This window comes from Paractinoplanes toevensis (genome assembly GCF_018332695.1).
Lineage (GTDB): Bacteria > Actinomycetota > Actinomycetes > Mycobacteriales > Micromonosporaceae > Actinoplanes > Actinoplanes toevensis.
Map to the genome: position 1 here is coordinate 1 of NZ_BOQN01000086.1, position 26,246 is coordinate 26,246.

A 26,246-nucleotide genomic window follows, 5' to 3' on the forward strand; every position below is an offset into this window, starting at 1 on the left:
CGGCGACGCGCGGCTCGAGCATCAGTACTGCAACGGCACTTGTAGTTGATGGTGCGTGCCCGACTGGCGCTGATGAGCGTTAGTCGGGCGTGGTCTATGTCGACGTTGAGAGCTGGCAGGCTGAGTTGGATGGCCTGCTTGATCTGGTGGGTCCGCGTTTCGGCAGGTCGGAGCCGCGGGAACGGGCGGGCCGGTATGTGGGTGGACTGGTTGCCGGGCTGGAACGCAAGAACGGCTGGACCCTGGCCGAGCACGCCGGCGAGGTGAGCCCGGATGGGATGCAGCGGCTGTTACGGCGGGCGGACTGGGACATTGATGGGGTCCGTGACGACATCCGCGATTATGTGATCGATCGGTTGGGGCACACGGGAGCGGTGCTGGTCGCCGACGACACCGGGTTCGTGAAGTCGTCGGCAGGTTCACGGATCTTGGCACGGTCCAGCGCGTCGGCGATGGCAGCGAACTCGCTTAGCGCAGCTTCCAGTTCTTCGGCGATCTCGCGGGCAATCACTTAGGCGGGAGTAGTGCATCGGCGTCGTCCAGGCTGGGATCTTTCAGCTAGATGATGTCCAGGTTGACCTTGTCGCGGGCCAGCAGTTGCTCGTAGGTGAACGGGCGGAACCGTTCGGTTTCCTCACGCGCGGCTCGTGGTTGCCCGGGTCGGTAGCAGCCGACGAAGTCGTCCAAGTGGTGACGCTGTAGGCGGTTCTGCTTCAGTGTGAAGTGTTGGCCGGTGCGGAAGTCGTGTACCACAGCTTCGAGGCCCAGGCAGCCTCGGGCCGGGCCGGCTTCTTGTCGAAGAAGAGCACGTTGGCCTTGACGCCACCGGCGTAGAAAATGCCAGTCGGCAGGCGCAGCAGGGTGTGGACGTCGAACTGCTTGAGTAGCCGCCGCCGGACCGTCTCCCCCGCGCCGCCCTCGAACAGCACGTTGTCCGGTACGACAACGGCGGCGCGGCCGGGTACCCCGAGCATCGAGGCGATGTACCTCGCCGGGAAGATCGCCTGCCCGCATATGCGGCAGTAATACATCGGCACCGCCGCTACCGGCCGCAACGAGCGGTATCTCTACTACATCTGTCGGAAGCGCAACCGTTACGGCGGGAAACAGAGATCCAGTCGGACAGTAGCGTAGTCCCGCGCTTCCGAATCCCGACCGCCATCAACGACGAAGGGCTGACCCTAGAGTCAACCCTTGATCAATAACCGGCTGACAGCGCGGTTCGCGCACTGCGAACTTTGGTGGCGATACTGGGATCGAACCAGTGACCTCTCCGGTGTGAACGGAAGAGTTCAGGAGGACCCCGCTGACGCTGTAGCGGGCATCCATCGGAGATTGCAGATCATGGTTCGGGCAGCCTAGATCTTGCCGAACCGAGGCTGCGCCGCGACCACGGGAACTTTGAAAACAGTGGGTTTCGGTGGGTTGTCTTGATCCAACGAAAACGGTGACCTGCGTTTCCGCAGGTCACCGGCCTTATTTTGTCGGGCTGACAGGATTTGAACCTGCGACCCCTTGACCCCCAGGACATGAAAGGCTCAGCGACGTGCTCAACAACGTTTTACCAGGTCACCGAAAAGCCTACCAGGGCGAGTAAAGGTGTCGCTACCAACCACCTCCCGGTGAATCCATCATAACGCTCCTACCAGCGGTTTCGCTGCCCAGGTTCCCTCAAAGGTGTCCTCGCGGACGTTTGCCAGTGCTTTATCGGTCCGCCAGCTGGCTGACTGATACCAACGAGCGGCGTGCTAAGCCGTCGGCGAATCGACCCCTTGACTCGGCAGCAGACTCCCCCGCGACTAATCCTTCTTCGGAGGAGACTCCGTCCGCGATTTCCATCGCGACATAATCGCTTTGTATACCATTCCTCAGGAACCTCTCCTACTCGAATTCCGTTAGCACTCAACTCGGCCGGGGCAGTGCCACCGACCACATGGGGGCGAGTCTCGGATTCGGTCCTTGCCGCGCCTGGTGTCGCTTGCACCCGGATACACGCGTTCGCGCCTCAGGCGGGGCGCAACTCCGCACATATACCCGACTCGGGAAGAAGACTCGTGGTGCAGCCTGCCCAGTTCCGCAGCACCCTTGGCTGGATCTCGGGCGCTGTCATCAATTCGGCGATCCGGTCCGTGGCCTGCAAACGCCTGCCCACGCTGACCCGGGCGTAGTAGCGCATGAGCGTGGCCGGATCATGGCCGAGCCGCTCCGTGACCTCGTGGACGCCGTAACCGGCGTCGAGAAGGGTCGACGCGATCAGATGCCGGATCTGGTGCGGGCCGATCGGCCGGACCTTCGCCGCCAACAGGCCGGCCAGGATTACGGCTGCGGTGACGGCCGAGGCCGCCTTGGTCATCATCATGAGTTCGAAGCCAGGGAGGCGCGGCCGGCCTGTAGCCCCTCGCCAGAGGGAGTAACGGGGGTCATTCCGCGAGCGCGCGTGCGTTGTCACGCGTGACGTCGTTGGCCGGGAAGAAGCATTCGATGCGCAGCTCCTGCACCGTGATGTCCTGGGCCGTGCCGAGCGTCGTCACCGTCGAGAAGTAGTCGAACCGGCGGCCGTCGCGGGCGTACTGGATGGGCACGACCGGCGTCGTGGGCACGGTGGCGTCCAGCGACCGCAGCGAGGGCGGCACGCCCGGGTAGGCCAACACCTCCCGCAGGACGGTCTGTGCCCGCTCGTCGGTGATGCCGCCGATGGCCTCGCGGCGCGCCCGGCGCACCAGTGCCTGGCACACCTCCGGCCAGTTTGTCACGTAGCGCCGGACGCCGTCCGGGTGGAACATCCGGCGGAGGACGTTCGGCGGCCCTGGGACTGCCGCGTCGTGCCCGGCCTGCAGAAAGCGGAAGAAGCGGGCAGCCGCGCCGTTGGCCTGCCGGATGTTCCAGTCCCGATCGATGACCAGGGCCGGGTAAGGCTCCTGCTGGGCCAGGATTGCGTCCAGGGCGTCGCGGACCCCGGCCAGAGCCGGCACGTCGAGCGCCGACTCCGGGTAGACCGGCGCGAAGCCCGCGGCCAGCAGCAGGCTGTTGCGTTCGCGCAACGGCACATCGAGCACCTCGGCCAGCTTGAGCACCATCGCCCGGGACGGCGCCGACCGGCCCGTCTCGATGAACGACAGGTGCCGCAGCGAGACCACCGAGCCGGCGGCCAGCGCGAGCTGGCTGAGCCCACGAGCGTTGCGCCAACGCCTGATCAGCGGGCCGACCTCGGACATCGTGCCAGTATGCGTCATTTCCGGTGCCCCCCGGCTTCAGTGTTTCGGCTCCCAGGCGTGCTCGCGCAGCGGGTCCTCGAGCGGAGGGTCGGCGACGTTGGCCGCATAGTTGGTCATCGTCGAGATCGCCACGCCGGTGACGACCTCGAGGACCTGGTCCCAGTCGAAGCCGGCGGCGCGGAACCCCGCCAGGTCGGCCTCGTCGAGTCGGCCTCGCCGCTCGATGAGCGCCCGGCTGAGCGCTGACAAGGCGGCGAACCGCGGGTCGGCCGGAAGCTCGCGCCGCCGGATCGCGTCGACCTCGGCCGGCGGCACACCGTCGGCGAGGGCCTCCAGCGTGTGGAACGCGACCGCCCAGGCACAGTTGTTGGTCACCGCGTTCGACAGCAGCACCACCTGCCGCTCGGCCCCGGTGAAGGTTCCCTCGCCCCGGAAGTGGCCGAAGGCCGAGAAGAACGAGCTCATCAGGGGCGCCGAGTTCGCGATGACGCCGGCTGCGCCCGGGATGAAGCCGAAAGCCTCGTGCAGGGACGCCAACGGTTGCTTGGCGTGGCCCGGCGCCGTGTCGATCGTGTGGATCGGAAAGTCGGTCATGCCGGCAACTCTGCGCCGGCGGCCGCCGCCCAACAATTCCCTCGGAGGTAAAACCCGGGCGTCATCCGACGAGGGCGGCGCCGGCGTACATGGCCGCATCCGCAGCGGTGGAACGCAGCCTCGGCTCGTCGTCGGAGTGCCACTGCGGAGTCGGCACGATGCCGGGCGGAATCAGGCTCGTCCCCTCGAAGAACCGCGCGATCTCGGTCCGGCTGCGCAACCGGCTGGGCACCCCGCTGCGCAGGCCGGCCTCCTCCACCGCGGCGGCCGTCTCCGGGGACATGAAGTCGGCCGTGGCGTGGCTGACGACCAGCCAGCTGCCGGCCGGCAGAGCTGAGACCAGGTCCCGCACCACCCGGTACGGCTGGTCGGCGTCGCTCAGGAAATGCAGCACGGCCAGCAACGTCAGGCCTACCGGCCGGCGCAGGTCGAGCGTGGCCCGAAGCCTCGGATCGGTCAAGATCCGTTCCGGGTCGCGCAGGTCCGCCTCGAGATAGGCGACGGTGCCCGCGCTGCCGTCGGCCAGCGTCCGGCCGTACGCTCCGACGATCGGGTCGTTGTCCACGCAGACCACCCGGGAGTCCGGCGCGATCGCCCGGGCCACCTCATGCGTGTTGCCGGCGCCGGGGATCCCGGCGCCGATGTCGAGGAACTGCCGGATGCCTCGGTCCCGAGCCAGGTGGGTGACCGCGCGGCGCAGGAATCGGCGGTTCTCCACGGCGGCCGTGCGGATCGCCGGAAGCAGGGCCGCGATCTGGTCACCGGACTGGCGGTCGGCGGCGAAGTTGTCGTCTCCGCCGAGCCAGTAGTTGTAGCGCCGGGCGGGATGAGCGACCGTGGTGTCGATCCGTGAGTCTTTGCTTCTCATGCCGGCGAAGTTAGGCGGGCGTCGCGGTCGATCGGTGGCCAATGACCATGCCGGTCACGTTTTATACACCTAAGAACAGTGACTCCATCGATTACTCTCTTATCCCGGAAAGAGAGCAGGCTTCCATACGGGGGGATAGCCGTGAAGCACGTTCGAGTCGCCGTAGCCGCCAGTGGTCCCATCAACGAAGCGGGAATTGTCAGCCATTTGACATCGCGGCCCGACCTCCAGGTGCTGCCGAACGAGACCAGCCACGACGCCGACGTCCTGGTGATCGAAACCGAGCAGCTTTCCGCCGACATCACCGCCACGCTACGGCGCTGGGCGGCCGACACCGGCGTGCCGGTCGTCCTGGTGATCGGCGACATCGACGATGGCGAGCTGCTGACCGTAACGCGGTACGGCGTGCTGGCCATCCTGCCCAAACGAGCACTCACCGCCGAACAGCTGACGCAAAGTGTCCGTACGGTCGCCCAAGGTGGCGGGATGATGCCGCCCAGCCTGGTCGGCGGCCTGGTCCGGCACCTGGAGAAGTTTCAGCGGGAGGTGCTGGCGCCCAGCGGGCTGCACGCTGCCGGCTTCCTCCAGCGCGAGGTGGACGTGCTGCGGCTCATGGCCGACGGGTTCGACACGAATGAGATCGCGAGCAAGTTGTATTGCTCCGAGCGCACAGTGAAGAACATCTTCTCCCGGATGTCGCAGCGCCTGAACCTGCGTAGTCGTTCGCACGCCGTGGCGTACGCGCTGCGCACGGGCGTCATTTAGCGGTCATCGTCCCTCGTGCGGGGGACTTCAGCGGGCCGGCCCGTTCCTAGCATCGATCTCATGACCCTCGATTCCGGCGTGCTCGGCCGGCTCCAGACGTTGCCGGCCGGATACCGGGACGTAGCGATGGCCGCGGTGGTGGCGATCCTGTCGTTCACGCCGGGCCTCGCCGACAACGGCACGGTGCTGGGGCTGGCCGACCGTGCACCAGTCGTTCGACCTGGTGGCGGCCGTTCTGGTCGGGGCGCACGCGCTGCCGCTCGCGGTGCGCAGCCGGGCTCCGAGGTGGTGCCTGGCGCTGCAGAGCGCGACGTCGATGCAGGTCTCCGAGCGTGCGGTCAAATACGTGCTCTGGGGCCTGATGCGACGGTTCGCCCGCGTGGAGTCAGCCGGCCAGACCCTTCTCCTCCGGCACGAAACCCACTTTGATGCCGAGTTCGTAGCTCGGACCAGCATGGGACCGAACTTTGCCGGCGGCCAGAATCCCGGCGTCGCGCCCGAGGTTCACCACCTCTTGTACTTAAGGGCGTGTGTATGGGCCATGAGGTCAGCTTGCAGCCGTTGCGCCCGCAAAGGGCGTTCACTGGCCCGATGCGATCTGCGGTCCGGTTGTCGGCGGCGACGGCGTTCGGCGCGTTCCGCCGCGACGCGCTCGGGCTGTTCGCGGAGGTCGCCCGCGCGCCCGACGGGGTGGCCGTCACCGGTCTGTGGGGTCGTGAGCTGGTGTTCATCACCCACCCCGACCACGTCGCCCACGTAACGCGGGACAACCATCGCAACTACACCAAGGACGCGCCGGTGTACCGGGCCGCCCGCCCGTTTCTCGGCTCGGGGCTGACCGTGTCCCCGGGTGGTGAGGACTGGCTGCGCCGCCGCCGGCTGGTCCAGCCCGCGTTCAGCCGGGAGTCCCTCGCGAACGCCGCGCGCATTGCCGAGGAGTGCGTCGGCGACCTCGCCGGTCGGTGGGCGACCGAGGCCGGCGCCATCGTCGACGCGGCGAGCGAGATGACCGCTCTCTCCATGCGCCTGGCCTGCCGCACGCTGTTCGGCGCGGAGATGACCGCGGCGACCGTCGCCGTCGCAGCCGACCTGCGGGTGGTGTGCGACTTCGTGGTGCAGTACCTGGCGCGGCCGTTCCCGCCGTTGTTTGTGCCGACCAGGGCCAACCGGCGCTTCCACGCCGCCATGCGGCGGGTCCGCGCCACGATCGCGGGTCTGGTAGCTCAGCGCAACACTGACCTGATCGCCCGGCTCGTCGCCGACCGCGAATCCGGCAGCTCCACACCGGACCAGGTGGCCGACGAGCTGCTCGGCATGTTCTTCGCCGGGCACGAGACCCTCGGGCACACGCTCGCCTGGTGCTGGCACCTGCTGGCCGGGCATCCGGAAGCGGCGGAGACGTTGCGCGGCGAGCTCGACACCGTCCTGGCCGGACGCCCGCCCACCACGGCGGATCTGCCGGCCCTGGAGTTCACCCGCTGGATCATCGAGGAGACGATGCGGCTATATCCGGCCGTGTGGATCACCATGCGCCGGGCCGTGGCGGCCGACACCATCGGCGGATATCCGATCGCGTCCGGATCGTGGCTGGCGTGGAGCCCGTACGTCGGAAACCGGCACCCGGACGTCTGGGAGCGGCCGGATGACTTCTGGCCGCAGCGCCACGACGGCGAGCATGGCCGGGGCGCCGCTCATCGCCGCCATTCGCTGGCCCCGTTCGGGCTGGGGCCACGCTCCTGCCCGGGATCGAGCCTGGCGATGATTCAGGCCGGCCTGACCGTCGCCACCGTCGCCCAGCGATGCCGGGTGGCGCCCGGGAGTGACGCCTCGGCACGGCCCGATCCGTCCATCACTCTACGTCCCTCCGGTGCGCTGCCGGTGCGGCTGGCCGTCCGGTGAGCAGATACCTCACCGGCGCCTTCGCCCCCCTGAAGCGCGAGCACACCGAACACGCTTTATCCGTCGAGGGCCGACTCCCGTCCGGCCTGGACGGTCTGTTCACCCAGATCGGCCCGGCCCCCGCGGGCCAGCCACGGAGGGCGTTCGACGGCTCCTACCCGTGGTTCATGCAGGACGGCCTAGTCTGCGGGGTGCGGCTCAGAGACGGCCGGGCGGCATGGTTCCGCAACCGTTGGATACGCTCGCGCCGGGTCGCCCGGGCCCTGGGCGAGACGCCGGCACCCGGACCGCGGCACTTTCCGATCGACACGGTCAACACCAACCTGATCGCCCACCACGGGGTCCTGCTCGCGCTCGTCGAGTCGGGCTGCCTGCCGGTGCAGTTGTCCGAGACGCTGGAGTCGATCCGGTACACCGACCTGAACGGCCAGCTCCCGCGCGGTTTCGCGGCGCACCCCAAGGTCGACCCGGCCACCGGGGAACTGCACGCGCTGGCGTACTCGCCGCTGCGCCGGTGGGCCGAACACGTGGTGGTGGCCGCCGACGGCCACGTCAACCTGGCCGGCCGGGTCGACCTCGGTGGCCGGCCGCTGCTGCACGACATCGGACTGACGGACCGCTCCGTGGTCTTCTTCGACCTGCCGGTCCGCTTCGACGTACGCCGGGCGGCCGCGCACGCCTTTCCCTACCGGTGGCACGGACGGCATCGGTCTCGCATCGGCCTGCTGCCCCGCGCGGGCGGCCCGGTTCGCTGGCTCGCGATCGAGCCGTGCTTCGTGTACCACATCGTCGGCGCCGAGGAGGCGCCCGACGGCGGCCTCACCGTGCACGCTCTGCGGTACGCGAGCCTGTTCGACGACGGCACGGACCCGCTCGCCCGTCCGGCCACTCTGTGGGAGTGGCACGCGGAGCCGGGCGCGGACTACGCCGTCGCCCGTCCACTTGACGACCTTCCGCACGAGCTGCCCCGGACCGACCCTCGCCGGGAGTGCCGGCCGAGGCGCCTCCATTACGGCATCACCCATGACTCCTCCCGCGAGCAGTCGGGACTTCTGCGATTCGACCGCCGCTCCGGCCGCGGCGAGGTACGTCAGCTCGGCCCCGGTGTTCTGGCCGGCGAGGCGGTTTTCGTTCCCCGGGCGCCCGACGGGGCGGAGTCCGACGGCTGGCTGCTGTATTTCCGGACCGACCTGGCGGCGGGCGTGACGGCGCTCGTCGTCCTGGATGCCGCGGATCTGACCGGCGCGCCGGTGGCGACCGTCCGGCTGCCGGTCCGCGTCCCGATCGGCGCGCACAGCAGCTGGATCCGGTCCGATGAGTGGAAAGCCATGGCATGAGCACATTCAGCACGTTCGTACGCCTCACCCACGGCGTCTATCGGCGCCGGCTCAGCCTGGCCGCACACGGGTACGTCCACGGCGACCTGGACGCACGGCTGCATCTGGCCGCCTGGCACGATGATCCCTACCCTTTGTACGAGCAACTCCGGCAGAGGGGACGGCTGTCTCGGGCCCGGTCCGGCCTGTGGGTCAGCGTCGATCATGAGGTTTGCCGGGCGGTGCTGCGGGATCGGCGGTTCGGCGCCCGGCCCGATCGACTCACCGTCGACGAGTCGTTGCGCGACGACTTCGAGACCTCGTTGCTGGGCATGGATCCGCCCGACCACACCCGGCTCCGGCGGGCGATCCGGTCCGATCTCGGGCCACAGGCCGCCGTCGCTTATCGGCCGCTGGTCGAACGTACCGTCGATGAGCTGCTGGACCGGGCCGAACAGAGCGGACGCTTCGACGTCATGGGCGCCCTCGCCCGGCAGCTGCCACTGGCCGTCATGGGCGCGATCCTGGGTATCCCGGCCGAGCGGCAGGAGGCGTTCGCTCGGCACGCCGGCGTGCTCGGCGGCGCTATCGATGGGATCGGTTCCATGACCCAGGCGGCGCGGCTCCGGACCGCGAGCCGGGCACTGGACCGCCTCCTCGCCGACTTGATCGAGCTCCGACGTGGTTCCCCGGGCGACGACCTGATCAGCCGCCTGATCGGGGAGGCCGACCGGGACGTGCGGGGCCACGAGCTGCTGCCGTTGTGCACCACACTGCTGGTCGCCGGGTACGAGACGACGACCAACCTGATCGGCAACGCGGTGTACGCCTGCCTGCGGCGCCCCGAGGCCTGGACGGCGTTAGTGGCGGAGCCCGAAATCTGGGCCGAGAAGGTGGTGGCCGAGACTCTGCGGTTCGATCCTCCGGTCCAGCGAGCCGGGCGAGAGGCGCGGGAGGACGTCGAGATTGCCGGTCATCTGATCGAGACCGGTCAGTACGTCGTCACCCTCCTCGGAGGCGCCAACCGCGACCCGGCCGCTTTCGGCGATCCGGGCCGCTTCGATCCCACGCGCACCGCCAGGCCCGCGGACCTCGCCTTCGGCGGCGGCATCCACTACTGCGCGGGTTACCCGCTCGCGCGCCTGGAAGCCACGGCCGCGATCGCCGGGCTCGCCCAGCGATTCCCGGACCTGCGGCTCGACGGCCGGATCAGCCGCCGCACGTCCGGCATGATCCGGGGCTTGGCCGGCCTGCCGGTGCGAACGGGCGGCGCCCGGCGCCGCTGATCGCGAGCCGGTCAGCGCGTCAGCTGCGGGTGATGCCGAGCCGGTCGGCGATTTCGCGCAGGGTCGCGCCCGCCCAGCCGCGCTCGCTGAAGACCTCCATCGCCGCCGCCCGGATGCGGTCACGCGTGTCGGTGCGGCGGCCGTCGGTAGTAATGATGCTGCGCTCGCCCATGCTGGCTACTGTCGCGATTGACTTACGCGACAGTCAGGAGCCATCGATGAGGTATCGCATGCTCGGAGGCTCCGCCGGTTTACGCGTGAAAGTGGCTCGCGCCGCGACCCTGGCCGAGCTGCGCGGCTGGGCGCCGCCGGCGGCGATCACCATCGAATACGGCGCGAGCGAACGCGAAGCCGAACGCGAGCTGCTGCTGGCGGCCGAAGCCCCGGCAGCTCGCCCGGATCGACGCCGCCGGCGCTCCTCCACTGAGCGAGCCCCACGTGCACGACATCGGCAGCGACCCGCTCCAGGAGGGCGGCGCCTTCCACCGGCCGATCGTCCGGGTTCCCTGATCCGGGCCATGAGCAGGGGAGGGCCGGACCGCTGATCCGCCAAGACTTCCACCTGATGTTCGCGAATGCGCTGACCGGCGTGCGGGCGCTGCTGCTCGTGCTGCGCTGGCCGGTGCTCGTGGCCCGGCACCAGGCCCTGCGGCCGCGGTTCGATGCGCTCGTCGCCCGCCAGAGGCGGCTGGACACCATCGCCCTGGGCCCGGCCGAGCGCGGTTCGCAGCCGGCGATCCGTCCGGTGCCCTGGCTGCTCTGCCAGGCTGTCCTGGGGCCCGGGGTACTCGCGCTCAGCTCGGTGATGTGGGCGTTCGCGCTCGTCACGGTGAGTACACCGCTGTGGTGGCGGCTGGTATCGGAGAATCCCCTGCCGGGTGTTGTCGTGATGGTCGGCAGCACCAACAACGCTTTCGTCGTCACGCTGCTCGGCTTTGTCGTCACGCTGATCGCGGCGGCGTGCAGTCATGGGCTGCCGCGCTGGCACGCCGGGGTCAACCTTCTGCTGGCCGGCGGACTGCGCCGCAGCCGCCTCACCCGGCGGATCGCCGTGCTGACCGAGTCGCGCGCCGGAGCGCTGGAGGTGCAGGCCGCCGAGTTGCGCCGAATCGAGCGGGATCTGCACGACGGTGTGCAGGCTCGTCTGGTGTCGCTCAGCATGGTGCTCGGTCTGCTCGACTTCAAGCTGCACGAAGTACCGGCGGATACCCGGCAGCTCGTGGCGCACGCGCGCGACCAGGTCGGCGAAGCGCTGCGGGAACTGCGAGACCTGGTGCGCGGCGTCTATCCGCCGATCCTGGCCGACCGCGGCCTGACCGGTGGCATCGAATCGCTGGCCGAACACGCCGGCTCAGGCTTGCGCGGGATCGCCGTCACGGTCGACGTCGCCGACCGTCTGGCCGTGGCGCTGGAGTCCGCCGTGTACTTCGTGGTGGCCGAGGCGCTGACCAACGTGGTGAAGCACAGCGACGCCGACCAGGCCGAGGTCACCGTGCGCAGCGACGGTCACCGCGTCCGCATCAACGTCATGGACGACGGCCGCGGCGGCGCCGACGAACAAGCCGGCACCGGGCTGGCCGGCTTGCGACGCCGGGTCGCCGCCTTCGACGGGGAACTGTCGCTGAGCAGCCCGGTGGGCGGCCCGACCGTACTGCATGTGGAGATGCCATGCGCGTAGTGATCGCCGAAGACCTGCTGTTGTTGCGGGAAGGGCTGAAACGGCTGCTGACGGAGCTCGGCTGCACGGTGGTCGCGGCCGTCGACAACCCCGAGGCGCTGCTGGAGGCGCTCGAGCGGGAGCGTCCCGACCTGGCGATCGTCGACATCCGGTTGCCGCCGACCTATCGGGACGAGGGCCTGCGAGCAGCCATCGAAGCACGTCGGCGCCGGCCCGGCACGCCGATCCTCATCCTGTCGCAGTACATCGAGCAAGCCTACGTCCGCGAACTACTGGCCGATGCGGCTGGCGGCGTCGGCTACCTGCTCAAGGACCGGGTCGGCGACGTGTCGGAGCTCTTGACCGCGTTGCGCACCGTCGCGGCCGGCGGCACGGTGCTGGACCCCGAGGTGACCAGCGGCCTGCTCAACCGGCTCGGACGGACCGCCGCGTTGGCCGGGCTGACCCCGCGGGAGCGCGAGGTGCTCGGCCTGATGGCACGCGGCCGGTCCAACTCCGCCATCGCCGCCGACCTGGTCGTCACCGAACGCGCCATCAACAAGTACATCAACCGGATCTTCAGCAAGCTCAGCCTGGCGCCGGCCGACAGCGACCACCGGCGGGTGATCGCCGTCCTGCGCTACCTCGACGCCGGCGGCCGGAGCGAACCGAGTTGACATGTCTGTGTGATCGATCGGGCCGCCGTCCGCCCGTAGCGTTTCTGGCATGTCGTCGTCCCACGCGCCAGCCGCTTGCGAGGCTCAGGTCCGCCGAGGGCGACCGATCGTGGTATCGGTTCTCGCCGGCGAGCAGCTCCGGGAGACCGGCATCGTGAAGCTCCTGGAGAAGCTGCCCGGCCTGTCCGTTCACCCGTTCTCCACCGGCACGCGCAGCGACGTGGTGGTGGCCGACCTGACCGGGCGGAGCGGGCAGACGATGCGGCCGCTGATCGAGTCACACGAAACCTACGGGTCGGCGGTCGTCGTCATCGCCGACGAGAGCGTGGAGGCCGAATTGACGGCGCTTGCCGCCGCCGGGGTCACCAGCATCCTGCACGTTGCCGACGCGACGTGGAGCAACCTGCTCGCCGCGATCCGCCGTACCCTGGGTGGCGAGGAAGCGGCACCCCCGCGTGTCCGCGCCGATCTGGACGATCAATTGCGGTCGGTACGTGTCGGCAGAACGGCCGCGGCCATACGACTCGGCCTCTCCGAGCGCGAGATCGCCGTCCTGCGGCACTTGTCCGAAGGCCTCGACACCAGCGAGATCACGAAGGCGATGAAAATCTCGGAACGCACGGTCAAGTACATCCTGTGGGGAGTCATGCGTCGCTTCTCGCTACGCAACCGGGTGCACGCCGTGGCGTTCGCCATCCGGGCCGGCGTTCTCTGAGACCGTCACCGGAAGCTCCACGAGTCCGTGCATCAGCACACTCGGCCGCCACCGCGGCACGAACCCGTCCGCCAGCTCGAGCCCAGGACAACGCGTCAGCAGCGACGCGAAGACCGTACGGGCCTCCAGCCGGGCCAGCGGTGCGCCCAGGCAATGGTGGATGCCGTGGCCGAACGCGAGGTGGGACAGGTCCTGCCGGCTCAGATCCACAGTGTTCGGCTCGGCGTGGCGCCGACGGTCGCGGTTCGCCGAGAGAATGGAGATGAGGACTGTCGATCCGGCCGGAATCACCTGCCCGCCATACGTGACGTCCTGGGCGACAACCCGGTGAGTGGTCAGCTGGACCGGGCTGTCGTAGCGGAGCAGCTCCTCGATGGCGGCCGGCAGCAGCTCCGGCCGGGTCAGTAGGAGGTTCCAGCGCGCACGGTCCTCGAGCATGCGGTACAGGCCGTTGCCGATCAGCCCGGCGGTGGTGTCGTGCCCGGCCAGGAGAAGCAGATAGACGGTGGAGACGATCTCGTTCTCGGTCAGCCCGTCCTCCTCACGGCCGACGCCGGCCAGCATGGAGACGAGGTCGGCTCCGGGTTGCCGACGCTTGGCTTCCAGAAGCGTACGGATGTAGGCGACCAGGTTGGCCTGCGCCTCGGGCAGTTCCTCGCGCCGGGCCGCACCGGCGACCATGACGTGCGACCACTCGGCGAACGTCTCACGATCCGCCTCGGGCACACCGAGCATCTCCGCGATGACGGCGATCGGGATCGGGAAGGCGAGCTCCGCGAGCACATCATGTTTCCCGGGCGCGAGGAACCGGTCGACGAGGCGGTCGGTGATCGACTGGATTGCGGGCGCCAGCGCCTTCATGGCCCCGGCCGTGAAGGCGGGCTGAACGGCGCGACGCAGACGACCGTGTTCCGGCGGATTGACCACGAGCATGTGATGCCGCGTCGCCTCGTCGACATCGGACGCCACCGCCGGCTGGTAGCCGACCGGCGACAGCAGGCCGTCCTTGACCAGACGGCGATCGACCAGGGCCTGGCGTACGTCGTCGTGGCGGGTCAGGAGCCACCCGATCCGGCCGTCCAGCAGAGTCAGGGGAGCGACCGGTTGTTGCTCGCGGAAGCTCGAGAGGACGTCGTGGACATCCCCTTCGTAAAACCCCGTGAAGGGCCTGAACGCAGCACCTGTCATAGGCCGAACCTAGGTCGGGCACGCTCCCGTGACTTCCGATCTGAGCTGTGGTGTCACGGACCTGCCTTTTCGGACGAATTGTGGCGTCGCGATGCGGGCCGCGGGCACCATGAGTGGGTGGTGACGTACGTCGAACAGGCGAGGGCCGCGTTCCGCGGCGGGCACACCGAGCTGCTCGAAGCGTTGAGCCGGGCCGAGATCGTCCGCGCCCGGGCGGCCGGCGACGTACCGGGCGAACTGGCCGCGGTGTGCATGCTGGCCCGAGCCTGCATCCGCCGACACGACTTCGCCGCCGCCGAGCAGCTGGCACGCCGGGGCCGGCGACTGGCAGAGTCCCGGCCGGATCGCAACCTGCTGCAGACGCCGCTGCACATCCAGGCCGCAGTGGCCCGGATGTCCGGCGACCTCACCAGCGCCCGGGCCCTGTACCGGGAGAGCATCCAACTCAACGAGTCCATCGGTGAGCCGCGGATGGCCATCATGGAACGACACAACCTCGGCTACGTCGAGCTGCATCTCGGTGACGTCGCCGCCGCGCACGACCTGTTCACCGCCGCCCGGACGCAGGCGCTGAGGCTCGGCTACACCGACCAGCTGGCCGAGATGGCCCTCGGCGCGGCAGTGGTCAGCTGCGCCGGCGGCGATCCGGAGCGGGCGGCCAGCCTCCTCGGCGCCTCCGACAAGGACTACGACAATCACGGCCGGATTCCCGATCCGGACGACGCCGCGGAACGCCGGCGACTCGTCAACGCGATCAGGCGCGTGATGAGCCGCGAGGCGTTCGACGCGGCGTACGCGATGGGCGCAACGGTCAGCCTGCCGAAGGCGCTCCGAGACTGGCCCCGTTAGGCCGCCGGAATCGGCTCACCGAACATCGTGCAGGCGGCGGTGAGCGATGCGGTTCCCACGGCCGCCGCCATCGCCTCCTTGATCGGGTTCGAGCCGGGCGACTGGGCATTGAGCTCGGTGTCGGTCGTAGTGTCGATGACCATCGTGCGACGCCCGTCCGCCGAGCCGAACATGTAGCTGTCGTGCCCGAATGTGCTGCCGGTGTGTCCCCAGACCGTCCCACAAGGGGTGTCCGTACGCATGATGCCCAGGCCGTAGTCGATGCCGGTGCCGGCGCCCGCCGAGACGGCGGTCTTCATCGCGGCCAACTGCGCGGGTGGCACCAACCCGCCGCCGAGGAGCGCTGACAAGAAGCGGCTCAGCTCGGGCGCCGTGGAGATCACCGCGCCCGCCGTGCCGGCGAAGCTGCCCAGCGCCCACGTCGACACATCGGTGTAGTGCAGCGCCGGCTGCGTCGACGGCCCGGTGAAGGTGCCCATGTAGCCGTGCGCGTAACCAGGGCCGGTGTCAGGTTCAACGCCGGTGAGCAGGTAGGTGTGCCGCAGGCCGAGCGGGCGCGCGATCCGGTCGCGGATCAGCTCGGCCGGTGTCCGGCCGGTGACCCGGCGCAGAATCATTCCGACCACGATGTAGTCGGTGTCGGAGTAGGCCCAGCCCGTGCCCGGCGCGAACGTCAGCGGGTGCCGCAGCGCGGCGGCGACCAGTTGCTCCGGCCGGTATCTCGCGTCGGGGTGGGCGATCACACCGGTCATGAAGGCCGGGTCGGTGTAGCTGTACAGGCCGCTGGTGTGCTGCAGAAGCATGCGCAGCGTGATCGCGTTGCCGCCGGTTCCCGGCAGGACTTTACCCACCGGGTCGTCGAGACGGAGCCGGCCCTCGGCGACCAGTTGCAGTGCGATGGTCGCGATCATCGTCTTCGTGTTGCTGCCGATCTCAAAGCGGTCGTCGTCGCGTAGGAACCGCCCGGTGACCCGGTCCGCCCGGCCGGACGCGGCCCGAACGATCCGGAGGCCGTCGTCGACCCGGGAAAGCTGTCCGACGGCGCCCGCCTCGACCACCGCGTCGGCTGCCTTCTGCAACGCCGAACTCGAAGCCGGATCGACGGCGGCGGGTGTGGCGGTCGCCTCGCCCGGCCGTACCGCGGCGGCGCCGGTCAGCCCGAGCGCGACGGCGACAGAAGCGAAAAGCGCCACCATCGCCCGGCGGCGTGGCGTGTAAACAACTGCGTCAGAAGTCATGGCCGAAGTCTGCTGGGGAAAGCGCCGCCGGTCAGTCCTGCCAGCATCCCAATCGTGGGGTAGCTGGCTGTACCCGTCAGGCAAAGTACGCCTTGGTCGTCCATCGTCTGGGTGGTTGGCGTGCCGGCGGAGTGCCGGAGCCACTCAAACGGAGACGACCGCGGATCGAACGGCGCCTTTCCCAACGGCGGTGGGCGATGGGCGAGCAGCGCGGTGTGGGTCAGCGCGCAGTCACGCACATGCCGGGCGACGTCGTGCACCGACCAGGCGGCGCATCGCGAGGGACGCTCCCATTCCGCCTCGGAGAGCTGAGCGAGGAGATCGATGAAGCGTGCCCGGAGCAGCGCCATGGCCTGCTGGAGGACTTCCGGACCGCGGTCGAGCCCGGTGCGTTCGCGCACCGACTGAACATCAGAATCCAAGTTCGGCAAGTCTCTCCTCGGTCAGCGCGTATACCCGGTCGATGACCGGCTTCTCGCGCGATCGCCTCGAGGACGTGCGCCGGGCGCCTCGCGCATAGAACGCTCCGGTACGGCGGGCATTGCCGGGGGCCACGGCCAGCATCACGCTGCGGCGTGCGGCTCGTTCCGGGCTCGCGATCAGCAGGGGTGCGACGGGACGCAGCAGGCGATTCATCCGTCCGGCGGAGCCGCCGGCCTTCCGGCCGAAGTCGGTGAAGACCGCGCCGGGGTCGGCGGCGCTGACGGTGACTTCGTTCTCGTCGATTCGTCGCGCGAGGCCGTACGTGTAGGCCAATGCCATGAGCTTCGCGTTGGAATAGGCGCGTACCTGGCCGTAGCCCGTCGCATAGCTCCAATCGGTGACCGGCCGCCCGAACCGCTCGTTGATCGATGTCACGTTGATCACCTGGGACGGTGCCCCGGCCGTGGCGGCGCCCTTCCGCAGATGGCCGATGAGAAGGCGGGACAAGGCCGCAGCCGCCACATGGACGACGGCAGTCGTCATCTCGAGCCCATCGACGGTCAGGCGTCGTTCACTGAACTGGGCGCCCGCATTGTTGATCAACACATGCAGGCCGTCCGGGGTCAATTCGCGTACGTTCGACGCAAGATCACGCAGCTCGCTGCCGGAACTCAACTCGGCGTACACCGGGATGTACCGGCCCGCCTGGCTGTGCGGCATCTCCGCCAGACGCTGCACCGCCCGCTCGGCCTTGAGCTGCGTGCGGCCATGAACCAGGACGGTGGCCGCCGCGCGACCGAGCTCCGCGGCGGTCGCGAAGCCGAGACCGTCCGCAGCCCCGGTCACCAGCGCGACGCGGCCGCTCAGGCTTGCGGTTCCATTCACTCCGGTCACCAGGTCACCGGCATTGATTTCATACCGCGGAGAATCAAGCCCTCTTTCCACAGCTCCTGGTCATCGCCGACCGCGAGCCGCAGGTTCGGCAGACGGGTGAGCAGCGTCTCGAGCGACACCTGTAACTCCATGCGAGCCAGCCGCGCGCCGATGCAGTGGTGGGCGCCGTGGCCGAAGCCGAAGTGCGGATTGGCGGCGCGCGTCACATCCAGGCGATCGGGGTCGGTGAACACCGAAGGATCCCGGTTGGCCGAGGTCAACGACGGGACGACCGGATCGCCGGCCCGCACGAGAGTGCCGCCGACCCGTACGTCCTCAGTGGCGTAACGCGCGAACGTGGACGAGGCGAACAGGGGCACGAATCGCAGAAGCTCCTCGACCGCCGACGGGATCAGCGACGGGTCGCCCGTCATCTTCTCCCTCTCGGCCTGGTGCCGCATCAGCACGTACATGAAGTTGGAAATCTGCAGGACCGTGGTCTCGTGGCCCGCCGCGAGCAGGCCGGCCGCCAGTTCCACCATTTCCTGCTCGGTGATTTCCTCGCGATCGTCGTGCGCCTGCACTATCGCGGTGAGCAGATCGTCGGACGGCGTGACTCGTCGCTGCGCGATCAGGCCGGAAATGTAGGCGTACAGATTTCCGATGTATTCCTGGATCTTCTCCGGGCTGAAAGAGGTCGACGAGATGAAGGCCTCCGACCAGGTCCGGAACAGATCCTGGTCACCCACCGGAACGCCGAGCAGACCGCAGATCACTCGCACCGGCAGCGGGGTCGCGAAGTGTTCGACCAGGTCCACCGGTGGACCTGGTCGACTCCATGCGATCAATGAGCTCGTTGGCGGTCGCCACCGTCGCGGGGCGTAGCAGCTCCACCCGCCTGGCGGTGAAGGCCCTGAGGACCGGCCGGCGCAGACGGGTGTGGTCGGGCGGGTCCATCGACAGAATTCCGGTGCCCAGCTGCTGCTGAGTGACGCGTGGTTCGTCCCGTCCAACGGTGGCAGCTCGGCTGAACCGCGGATCGCCGAGGACGGCCTTGACATCCGGGTACCGGGTGGCGAGCCAGGCATCCTCACCGAACGGCAGACGCACTCGCGCCATCGTCTCCTGTTGACGAAGCGCTCCGTACGCGTCGTCCACCTCCAGCCGATCCGCACAGCCGAACGGGTACGGGAGGGCCGGATCGCTCGTGCCGTTCTGCGTCATTCCGGCCTCCGCTTGAATGCTCAATGTCCATGCAACAACTCAAGAATCGTGCCGGATGCCGCCGGCAGTCACCGACTCCGCGACCGGAGAGGCAAGGATCGGTGCACGATCAGCGGAAATCGTCCGCGTGGTCGCGGCGGCGACCTGGGGGCCGTCGGTGATGTCCAGCGAACTGGTCAACGTCTGCGGGCCGCCGCGTTCGCCACGGCGGTGAAATCCCGGCCGGCGACGATCACCGTGGTGCCCCGGCCCGCCAGCTCGACGGCCGCCTCCCAGCCGAGACCGCGTCCGGCGCCGGTGATCAGGCATACCGGTGAGGTGGTCCAGGGCCACTCCGACGACATCAGCCACACCCTTCCGAAAACGAACTGGACCGTTCCGTCACATCGGTGGTACCACCGGCGATCTGCCCAGCAGGCTCAACGAGGTCCTTCTACGCGAGCCATCGCCGCTCACCACGGGGCAGCGGGGCAGCGGGGCAGCGGGAGACCATCGCCGCGTACGTGTCGCGCGGCAACGAAATGCGCCTTCTGCGCCGAGACACACGGCGCCGTGGCGCGGCGACTGGCCGGCGACGCCGAGCCGGACGCGCTGCTGACGGCGTTGCTGGCCATCGCCGAGAAGGTGCGCGTCGACGGCCGCACGGTGACCGCCGACGACGTGGCGCGGGCCCGCGAGGCCGGGGCCGATGACCAGGCCATCCACGACACCGTCCTGATCGCCGCGGCCTTCTGCATGTTCAACTGGTACGTCGACGGCCTGGGCACGCTCATCCCGGAGGACCCCGCTACATGCGAGCAACGCGTCCGGCATCTGGCCGAGCACGGCTACCGGTGAGGCCTGCCAGACCTCGATTCAAGCCTGGCAGGCCGCGGTGCTATGGGTGGAACACCTTGTAATAGTCGGCCGAGGGCTTGTTCAGCCAGGTGTGTGTGACTCCGGTCCAGCCGATGCGGGAGAAGTCGGCCTTGCCGTCGCCGTCCATGTCGGCGAACTGGATGTCGGCCGGTGGCAGTCCGCTGTCACCGGCGATCCGGCCGATGTCGCGGAACGTGCCGCTCGCCCCCCGCGGGCCCTCGTTGATCCAGGCTCGCGCGCCGCCCTTGGCGGTGATGAGGAGGTTCTGTTGCGTTCACGCGTCGGAAGATCCAGGCGGAGGCTTGGCCGGTGAAGCACGCTGCTCGATCGCACCCTTGGACTCCTCCCAGATCCGCTTTCGCCGGATTCCGCTTCCCTACCGAGGTGATCGTCGTGGCCGTGCGCTGGTACCTGCGCTACGGCCTGTCCTATCGCGACGTCGAGGAACTGCTCACCGAACGCGGGATCGAGGTCGATCACGTCACCGTCTACCGGTGGATGCAGCGGTACACGCCGCTGCTGGCCGACGCGGCCAGGTTCGCGCGGCACACGCCGTGCGACCGGTGGTTCGTCGACGCAACGTACGTCAGAGTCAACGGCGTATGGCGCAATCTCTACCGGGCGATTGACCAGCACGACCAAGTCGTCGACGCGCTGGTCTCCGTCCGACGCGATGCCGCCGCGGCCCGCCGGTTCTTCACCCGCGCCCTGCGCACGCTTAAGGTCGCACCGACTGAGGTGCTCACCGACGCATCACCGGTCTACCCCGCTGTGCTCGAAGAACTGGTGCCGGCGGCGTGGCACCACGTCGAGCAGTACACCAACAATCCGATCGAGGCCGATCACGGTCAGCTCAACCGGCGGCTGAGACCGATGCGCGGGCTACAGACTGATCGGACAGCGCAGACGGTGATCGCCGGGCACGCCTTCGTCCAGAACCTGCCCAGCGGCCACTACGAACTCGCAGTCGACGCCCAGCCGAGCTGCGGGTCGCCGCGGCGTTCACCGAACTCGCCCAAGCGATCTAGGCACCGCGTCTCCCCGGCTACGCCTGTCCACACATCTCGCAATGCAACAGAGCCCCTGGTGGCGACCATCGCCGCAGCCGTCGTTCCGCTGCTGGCATGGCTCCGGCCGCTACTGCGCGGCACACCAGTCGTGCCGCGGGCCAGCGACGAGAAGCAAGTCGCGAACGCGAAGAGAATCCTGGCCGATCGAGTCCGGACGCAGTGGCAACAGGAAGGGAAGTGGCACCGCCTGGTCTCCGACCCTCCTCTGCGGGTGCGATGGGCAACCGACAGTCCGCGTGTCCTGGACCGGCTCGGCCGCGAGGGCACCGGCATCGTCGGAAAAATCAGGCGAACACTGGGCAAGCTATGGATGCCCGCGACCCTGACCAAGGACGAGTACGGCGACTACCTCGCCCGAATGTTCCTGGCCGCCGGTGATCGCGAGCACCCGGCGCGCGCGGTCGTCGTCGGACCTCCCGGCTGCGGCAAAAGCACGTACGCCCTCCTGCTCACGCTGGGCCTCATCGGACGTGGACGCCCCGGCGATAGGGTGCCCGTGCTCTTCTCCCTCGCCTCCTGGGATCCTCGGCGCCAGAGTGTTGAGGATCAGGAAGACCCCGACAAGAAGTGAGACTCCGGCGAAGCCGAGCAGGATGCTGTTGAAGATCGACAGGTCGGACTGCGCGTCCGCAGGCGCGGCTGTAGCGGACTATCTCGCCACGATCGGCTGATCAGGCGCTGGTTGTACGCGACGGGGCGCGAGGTACGGCAGCCGTACCTCGCGCCCCTACTTCGACGTAACGCCGGGCTACGGGTGGAAGGTGGTGAAATAGCTCGGCGCGAGCTTGTTCAGCCAGGTGTGGGTCACGGCGGTCCAGCCGATCCGGGAGAAGTCGGCCTTGCCGTCACCGTCCATGTCGGCGAACTGAATCTCCTTCGGTGGTAGACCGCTGTCCGCGGCGATCCGGCCGATGTCCCGGAACGTGCCCACCTGACCGGTGGGGCCCTCGTTGATCCACGCGCGGGCACCACCCTTGGCGGTGATGAGAATGCGGTCCGCGCGCTTGTCCCCGTTGATGTCGGCGTACCGGATCTCCCTCGGGCTGGCCAGTGGCCCGCTCAGCTTGACCGGGGCGGACCAGCCCACGCCGTTGGTGATCGGGACGGCCTGCTTGTTGAGGATGCCCAGGTTGAGCCAGGCAGTGGTGGTGTCATCGGGCTCGATCACCAGGTAGTCGGCGCGACCGCCGCCGGTGACGTCGACGAAGCGGATCCGCGAGTCCGGGTCGATGCTCAACGGCTCGCCCGGCGTGTCGAACTGCGGCCAGGGGTCGTACCCGCCCTTCTTGTAGACGTTCGAGTTCGGCGGCCCCATGGAGTTGACCGGCAGCTGGCACATGCGCTCGCCGGAGGGCGCGTCGGGATTCCACAGGCGTACGTCGACCCCACCCTTCAGGTCGATCACCATGCAGTCGGGGAACCCGTCCCCGTCGACGTCACCGAACCGCAGCGCGTTGCCGACCGCGCCCGGCTTGGGCTGATAGGAGTTCCTCCCCTCGACGAACGGCTTCCAGCCCGTACCGGAGGGGCCGCTGTTCCACCAGAACCGGAAGTGCTGGCTCGGATCGACGCTGACGAGTTCCGCCTTGCCGTCCCGGTTGATGTCGACCAACCACCGGCTCTCATCCTTCGGCAGGTCGGTGCCCTGGACCACGCCGTGGTCCTCCCAACCGGCGCCGAGGTTCCACTGACTGGCCACGCCGCCGGCTCCGTCGTCCGTCAGGCCACAGGGGTTGGCGGCGGCGTTCGGGGCCGCGTTGGGCTGCCGGATGTACCCCCGGCTCAACGCCTCACCACCCGCCCGTACGAAAGCCTGCCCGATCTTGACGTATCCCGCGTCGGTGGGGTGGATGCCGTCGGAGCCGATCTCGGACGGCTGCACCGAGGAGATGTCGGTGTAGACGACCCGGAGGCCACGCTGCGCGAGCCGATCAGCGATACCCGGGATCTGAGCGGTGAACTTCCGGCCGCGCTCGGCGATGGCCGCGTCCCGGAACGGCTGCATGCCGGCCACCAGCACGGTCGCGCCCGGGGAATCGGTGGTGATCTGCTCGATCAGGTGCTCCAGCCGCGCGGGTGCCCCGTCGGGATCGAACGGCTGGATCATGTCGTTCCCGCCGGCGATGAGAGTGACGACGTTGGGCTGGTACGCCTTGACCGCGCAGCTCGCCTTGCCGGCGATGTCGTTGAGGATGAAACCCTTCCACCCCTCGACCTCGCGGTCAGCCATCCTCCCGACCCGGACCGACCCCACCCAGTCGACGTGCGGTGCATCCGTGCCGGATCCGCTGCCCGGATCGATCAGGTCGCTGAATCCCATGCCGGCCACCGCGCGGTAACCGTTCCCGTCGGAACTGCCCTGACCGTACGTCGTGGACGACCCCAGCGCCATGATCCGCAGGTCGGTGGCGGCGTCGTCACGCGGACCGATACCCCCGTCCCGCTCGGCGACCCAGCCGCGGGCGGTCACCTCCTCGGCGCTGTCGAAGAAGGCATTGGCCATCTTGGCGTAGCCGACGTCGTTCGGATGCGTCGTGTCGGCGAGGTCGTCGACGGTGACGGCACTCATGTCGGCCAGCTCGACGTGCTTGCCGGTCTTCTGGTACTCCTCGACGATCAGCGGGACCGTGGCGTTGAACTGATCGATGCGGCTCTGCACCGCCGGATCGCGTGACGGAACCAGCGTGGACACCAGGACGGTCACGTCCGGATCCCCGTCGAAGGCATCCTCGATCACCTCCCGGAGCCGGCCCGGGGCGGTCTCCGGAGCAACATTGAAAGCCATGTCGTTGGTGCCCGCATAGAGGGCGACGAGGTTCGGCCGCCAGCTGGACAGCTGGGGACTGGTGATCTTGGTGAGGTCATCGAGGAAGTAGCCCCGATGGCCTTCGTTCTGATCGTCCAGCATGGTGCCGCCCTGCTGGGTACCGACGAAGTCGACGTCCGCGCCGGTTCCGCCCAGCTTGTCGCCCAGGCCTTTACGGAATCCGTTGCCAGACGAACTTCCTTGCCCCTGCGCGATCTCGTCACCCAGAGGCATGAGCCGGTAGAACTGGCGTTTGACCACGTTGGTGTTGCAGGCCCGGTTTCCGGTGGGGGTGATCCCGCTGGTCTGGGCGATCCAGTCGGCCACGGCGTCGGTCGACACGGCGGTCGACCTGGTGCCGAGGCTGTCGGTGTTCGACAACACCCCGCAGACCGTTCCCTTGTACATCACACCGGAGCCCGAGTCACCTTTCATGGTGAATCCTTTGAGGCTGTACATCGAGTACTGGTTGGGCGGCGTCGGATCGCCGGCCGGATCGATACCCATGCGGTGCGTGGACGTCTGCATCCACGCGGCCGGCCGATTGTCGTTGAGCTCGCCCTTCGTCCCCCAGGCACGGACGGTGACGGTCGAGCCCAAGGCGGGCTGTCCGCGCCCGTAGGAGACGACCAGCTCGGTATGCGTCGTCGGCAGCGCCAGCCGCAGAAGTGCCACGTCCGCCCCCGGATCGATCCGCGAGGACTCGATGTCGACCACCCGCAACTCGCCCTGACCAAGGCGCACGCTGCCGATCCGGACATTTGTCGGGACGTCGTGCACGCAGTGACCGGAGGTCAGGACCCAGACGGCACTGATAAGGCTGCCGGTGCAATTATATTCCGACGTTCCGTTGTTGCTGATCCAAACTTGCACCTGTCCGAACGTCCTGGTGGAGTCATCACCAAAGACAATTCCCCAGGCCGGCGACATTCCTCCGGAGATAAGATTCACCGCGGCGACCACCATCACGGTCACCATTGCCCAGCTGGCTCGTCGACGTCGCGACTCAGCCTTCGCCATACGTTTCTTCCCCCCTGTGAAGATCCCTCCACAGGGGATCATCGGCGGAGAGTCCGGTGAAGCCGATGGAACCAACGGGCACCCGGATCGGCACGTCATGGCAACGGCGGAGGCTCGCTGACGCGGAGGCCGGGACATACGCCGTGTGCGGTCGGGGCCACGACAACCGCAGGGGCAAGCCGCACCTTGCGGGACACGATTCGAGCCGCCGCCGCGAGGACCGAGATGGACGACGGCGGCCTGAGCGCCCACCGGCAGGCAATCAGCAGGCATCCGCCGCGGCCACCGGCTACGGCCGGCACCCTGGCGGGAGGACCAAGATCACCGTACGGGCGTTCGTGTCACTGAGGTGTCGTGACCATCCTGATTGGACATAGAACAAGCGCCATATTCAAGGTCGCGGCCAGCGGCTGACGGCCAGCGGCTGACGGCCGGCGAGTCACGGGAGGGAAGACCTGCTCAACGCCACTTTCGGGGATGCACGCGCCCACGTGGAGACCGGACGCCGCACTCCCCCACTGGCCGACACGAAGGACGAGATCAACGACGATCCGGTAAACCGTACGCGCGTTCGGGCAAAAATGCGTGTCGCGGAGATCGGAACGCATTCATTAGAGGAAATGAAAAAGGCCAGCTGAGCTGGCCTTTCCCCACGTCGGGCTGACAGGATTTGAACCTGCGACCCCTTGTTGTAAACCGCGACTTTGCAGGCCTTCGCATTGTATGTCAAGAGTAGGATCTGACCAGCTCAGACGCGGCCAAACACCTTCGGCGACTTGTCATTGTTTGCCATCAGCTCGCGCTGTTTTCGGTGAGTAAAACGGGGGCGGATCACGACTGCGATACGCCCAAGCTAAGGGTCAGCCTGGCCAGAAACATCGCCACCATCGGGCCGGCTGCCTTTGTTGCCGCCTCGCTGATGGCGGGACCTGAACGGCGAGCTATGCCCTATCTACCTGAGGCAGAACGGCGACACCGCCCGCTGGGCACTTCCCCCCACACAGCACCTGATCGGCGAGCACACCGAATGCTTCCCGGCGAACCGGCGGCGGCCTGCCGCGTTGCCGCGACGGCTGGCGACTGACCTACCGCCGCTACGCCCACCTGCGCAACGCGTCGCCGCTGAGCCGCCGAGAGAGCGCGCCGACTGTGGCACACCACCCTGACCTAAGCCGACTGGTATCACGTTACACCGCGGGCCGCACCTCCGCCGGGCACGCCCAGCCAAGCAGCGCCGGCACTTTGTCCAGGCTTGATGCCCGAACCGGCCGACGGAAGTACAACTACGGTGCGTGATGTCGGAACTGATAAGAAAGCATGATCGACTCACTCATTTGCCGATGACAGTGCGTTCGATCATGCTGGGAATGGTGCACCCAATCCACTGGGTCGAGCACTCGGAATTGGTCGAAGGAAACATGCCACGCCGTATATTGAGATGGGCGTGGGCGACAACCACGATCATTTGCGTTCGGTATGTCGATCATGATTTCTAAGTGAGTGTTTGAGAGTGGTGTCGCACGGCGTGTCCCTACCGAGGGTGCAGATGCCGTGAAGCTGGCGTGGTGCAGCGTGAACGGCGGTATCCCTCGGACCTGACCGACGGACAATGGGAGATCGTGGAACCGATGCTTCCGTTGATCAAGTCGCCGGGTCGTATCCCGAAACATCCTCGCCGGGCGATCGTCGACGCGATCCTGTACGT

General features: G+C 68.3%; 27 protein-coding genes and 2 pseudogenes. 13 read left to right on the forward strand and 16 right to left on the reverse strand.

Annotated elements, in window-relative coordinates; all coding sequences use genetic code 11:
• Positions 1-89 precede the first annotated feature (89 nt).
• Positions 90-422, forward strand: a pseudogene (locus Ato02nite_RS32755) (transposase); the annotation flags it as partial.
• 136 nt (positions 423-558) lie between these two features.
• Here Ato02nite_RS32755 and Ato02nite_RS52640 read toward each other — a convergent pair.
• The 6 genes from Ato02nite_RS52640 to Ato02nite_RS32780 form a co-directional block, all read right to left on the reverse strand.
• A complete protein-coding gene (locus tag Ato02nite_RS52640) occupies positions 559-687 on the reverse strand; it encodes a hypothetical protein (RefSeq protein WP_281419859.1) in 129 nt (42 codons plus the stop codon).
• A 26-nt stretch (positions 688-713) separates the two neighbouring features.
• Positions 714-974, reverse strand: coding sequence for an N-6 DNA methylase (locus Ato02nite_RS52645; RefSeq protein WP_281419860.1), 261 nt, complete (start codon positions 972-974; stop codon positions 714-716).
• 1,031 nt (positions 975-2,005) lie between these two features.
• The gene (locus tag Ato02nite_RS32765; protein ID WP_246607707.1) at positions 2,006-2,353 is read right to left on the reverse strand and encodes a tyrosine-type recombinase/integrase; all 348 of its coding nucleotides are present in this window, start codon (positions 2,351-2,353) and stop codon (positions 2,006-2,008) included.
• Positions 2,354-2,420: 67 nt separating this feature from the next.
• A complete protein-coding gene (locus Ato02nite_RS32770; RefSeq protein WP_213010549.1) occupies positions 2,421-3,215 on the reverse strand; it encodes a helix-turn-helix domain-containing protein in 795 nt (264 codons plus the stop codon).
• A 36-nt stretch (positions 3,216-3,251) separates the two neighbouring features.
• Positions 3,252-3,809, reverse strand: coding sequence for a carboxymuconolactone decarboxylase family protein (locus Ato02nite_RS32775; protein ID WP_213010550.1), 558 nt, complete (start codon positions 3,807-3,809; stop codon positions 3,252-3,254).
• Positions 3,810-3,870: 61 nt separating this feature from the next.
• Positions 3,871-4,677, reverse strand: a complete 807-nt coding sequence (locus Ato02nite_RS32780) for an SAM-dependent methyltransferase (RefSeq protein ID WP_213010551.1) — start codon at positions 4,675-4,677, stop codon at positions 3,871-3,873.
• A gap of 141 nt (positions 4,678-4,818) precedes the next feature.
• Between Ato02nite_RS32780 and Ato02nite_RS32785 the strand changes: the two genes are divergently transcribed.
• A complete protein-coding gene (locus Ato02nite_RS32785) occupies positions 4,819-5,442 on the forward strand; it encodes a helix-turn-helix transcriptional regulator (RefSeq protein ID WP_213010552.1) in 624 nt (207 codons plus the stop codon).
• A 385-nt stretch (positions 5,443-5,827) separates the two neighbouring features.
• On the opposite strand, the gene Ato02nite_RS52650 is transcribed toward Ato02nite_RS32785, so the two are convergent.
• Positions 5,828-5,953, reverse strand: a complete 126-nt coding sequence (locus Ato02nite_RS52650; RefSeq protein WP_281419862.1) for a hypothetical protein — start codon at positions 5,951-5,953, stop codon at positions 5,828-5,830.
• An 80-nt stretch (positions 5,954-6,033) separates the two neighbouring features.
• Here Ato02nite_RS52650 and Ato02nite_RS32790 point away from each other — a divergent pair, with 80 nt between their 5' ends.
• The 3 genes from Ato02nite_RS32790 to Ato02nite_RS32800 are packed head-to-tail and all read left to right on the forward strand — an operon-like array spanning position 6,034 to position 9,943.
• Complete coding sequence (locus Ato02nite_RS32790; protein WP_213010553.1) at positions 6,034-7,341, forward strand: cytochrome P450; 1,308 nt, start codon at positions 6,034-6,036, stop codon at positions 7,339-7,341.
• Positions 7,338-8,678 carry a carotenoid oxygenase family protein gene (locus tag Ato02nite_RS32795; protein ID WP_213010554.1) on the forward strand — a complete coding sequence of 447 codons (1,341 nt, stop codon included), beginning with the start codon at positions 7,338-7,340 and terminating at the stop codon, positions 8,676-8,678. The genes Ato02nite_RS32790 and Ato02nite_RS32795 overlap by 4 nt, the downstream gene beginning before the upstream one ends.
• On the forward strand, positions 8,675-9,943 hold the full coding sequence (locus Ato02nite_RS32800) for a cytochrome P450 (RefSeq protein WP_213010555.1): 1,269 nt from the start codon (positions 8,675-8,677) through the stop codon (positions 9,941-9,943). The genes Ato02nite_RS32795 and Ato02nite_RS32800 overlap by 4 nt, the downstream gene beginning before the upstream one ends.
• A gap of 19 nt (positions 9,944-9,962) precedes the next feature.
• Here Ato02nite_RS32800 and Ato02nite_RS32805 read toward each other — a convergent pair whose 3' ends face one another.
• Positions 9,963-10,115, reverse strand: a complete 153-nt coding sequence (locus Ato02nite_RS32805; protein WP_213010556.1) for a helix-turn-helix domain-containing protein — start codon at positions 10,113-10,115, stop codon at positions 9,963-9,965.
• Between the two features lie 393 nt (positions 10,116-10,508).
• Between Ato02nite_RS32805 and Ato02nite_RS32810 the strand changes: the two genes are divergently transcribed.
• From Ato02nite_RS32810 to Ato02nite_RS32820, 3 genes are all read left to right on the forward strand, one after another.
• Entirely contained in the window at positions 10,509-11,621 is a 1,113-nt protein-coding gene (locus Ato02nite_RS32810; protein WP_213010557.1) for a sensor histidine kinase, read from the forward strand.
• Positions 11,612-12,277, forward strand: a complete 666-nt coding sequence (locus Ato02nite_RS32815) for a response regulator transcription factor (RefSeq protein WP_203814506.1) — start codon at positions 11,612-11,614, stop codon at positions 12,275-12,277. Before Ato02nite_RS32810 ends, Ato02nite_RS32815 begins: the two co-directional genes overlap by 10 nt.
• A gap of 109 nt (positions 12,278-12,386) precedes the next feature.
• Entirely contained in the window at positions 12,387-12,992 is a 606-nt protein-coding gene (locus Ato02nite_RS32820; RefSeq protein WP_213010558.1) for a helix-turn-helix transcriptional regulator, read from the forward strand.
• Here the strand turns inward: Ato02nite_RS32820 and Ato02nite_RS32825 are convergent.
• Positions 12,939-14,180 (reverse strand): cytochrome P450 family protein, encoded by a 1,242-nt coding sequence (locus Ato02nite_RS32825; RefSeq protein WP_213010559.1) that lies wholly within the window; start codon positions 14,178-14,180, stop codon positions 12,939-12,941. The genes Ato02nite_RS32820 and Ato02nite_RS32825 overlap by 54 nt on opposite strands.
• Positions 14,181-14,297: 117 nt before the next feature.
• On the opposite strand from Ato02nite_RS32825, the gene Ato02nite_RS32830 reads away from it, so the two are divergent.
• Positions 14,298-15,029: a tetratricopeptide repeat protein gene (locus tag Ato02nite_RS32830; RefSeq protein WP_213010560.1), complete on the forward strand. Its 732-nt coding sequence runs from the start codon at positions 14,298-14,300 to the stop codon at positions 15,027-15,029.
• Here the strand turns inward: Ato02nite_RS32830 and Ato02nite_RS32835 are convergent.
• From Ato02nite_RS32835 to Ato02nite_RS32855, 5 genes are all read right to left on the reverse strand, one after another.
• Positions 15,026-16,267: a serine hydrolase domain-containing protein gene (locus Ato02nite_RS32835; protein ID WP_213010561.1), complete on the reverse strand. Its 1,242-nt coding sequence runs from the start codon at positions 16,265-16,267 to the stop codon at positions 15,026-15,028. The genes Ato02nite_RS32830 and Ato02nite_RS32835 overlap by 4 nt on opposite strands.
• Entirely contained in the window at positions 16,264-16,668 is a 405-nt protein-coding gene (locus Ato02nite_RS32840; RefSeq protein ID WP_213010562.1) for a maleylpyruvate isomerase N-terminal domain-containing protein, read from the reverse strand. The genes Ato02nite_RS32835 and Ato02nite_RS32840 overlap by 4 nt, the downstream gene beginning before the upstream one ends.
• A 10-nt stretch (positions 16,669-16,678) precedes the next feature.
• Positions 16,679-17,584: an SDR family NAD(P)-dependent oxidoreductase gene (locus tag Ato02nite_RS32845; protein ID WP_213010563.1), complete on the reverse strand. Its 906-nt coding sequence runs from the start codon at positions 17,582-17,584 to the stop codon at positions 16,679-16,681.
• Positions 17,581-18,381, reverse strand: coding sequence for a cytochrome P450 (locus Ato02nite_RS32850; RefSeq protein WP_246607709.1), 801 nt, complete (start codon positions 18,379-18,381; stop codon positions 17,581-17,583). Before Ato02nite_RS32850 ends, Ato02nite_RS32845 begins: the two co-directional genes overlap by 4 nt.
• A gap of 582 nt (positions 18,382-18,963) precedes the next feature.
• Positions 18,964-19,131 (reverse strand): hypothetical protein, encoded by a 168-nt coding sequence (locus tag Ato02nite_RS32855; protein ID WP_213010564.1) that lies wholly within the window; start codon positions 19,129-19,131, stop codon positions 18,964-18,966.
• 208 nt (positions 19,132-19,339) lie between these two features.
• On the opposite strand from Ato02nite_RS32855, the gene Ato02nite_RS32860 reads away from it, so the two are divergent.
• Positions 19,340-19,624, forward strand: a complete 285-nt coding sequence (locus Ato02nite_RS32860; protein WP_213010565.1) for a carboxymuconolactone decarboxylase family protein — start codon at positions 19,340-19,342, stop codon at positions 19,622-19,624.
• 40 nt (positions 19,625-19,664) lie between these two features.
• Here the strand turns inward: Ato02nite_RS32860 and Ato02nite_RS52655 are convergent, their stop codons facing one another.
• Positions 19,665-19,901, reverse strand: a complete 237-nt coding sequence (locus Ato02nite_RS52655) for an FG-GAP repeat domain-containing protein (protein WP_213010569.1) — start codon at positions 19,899-19,901, stop codon at positions 19,665-19,667.
• A 53-nt stretch (positions 19,902-19,954) separates the two neighbouring features.
• Between Ato02nite_RS52655 and Ato02nite_RS32870 the strand changes: the two are divergent.
• Positions 19,955-20,673, forward strand: a pseudogene (locus Ato02nite_RS32870) (IS6 family transposase).
• Positions 20,674-20,731: 58 nt separating this feature from the next.
• Complete coding sequence (locus Ato02nite_RS32875; RefSeq protein ID WP_213010566.1) at positions 20,732-21,286, forward strand: hypothetical protein; 555 nt, start codon at positions 20,732-20,734, stop codon at positions 21,284-21,286.
• Between the two features lie 177 nt (positions 21,287-21,463).
• Here the strand turns inward: Ato02nite_RS32875 and Ato02nite_RS32880 are convergent, their stop codons facing one another.
• Positions 21,464-24,814 (reverse strand): GDSL-type esterase/lipase family protein, encoded by a 3,351-nt coding sequence (locus Ato02nite_RS32880; protein WP_307854109.1) that lies wholly within the window; start codon positions 24,812-24,814, stop codon positions 21,464-21,466.
• A gap of 1,292 nt (positions 24,815-26,106) precedes the next feature.
• On the opposite strand from Ato02nite_RS32880, the gene Ato02nite_RS51980 reads away from it, so the two are divergent.
• Positions 26,107-26,246: transposase (locus Ato02nite_RS51980; protein WP_438873089.1), on the forward strand; the 140-nt coding region annotated here is incomplete at its 3' end.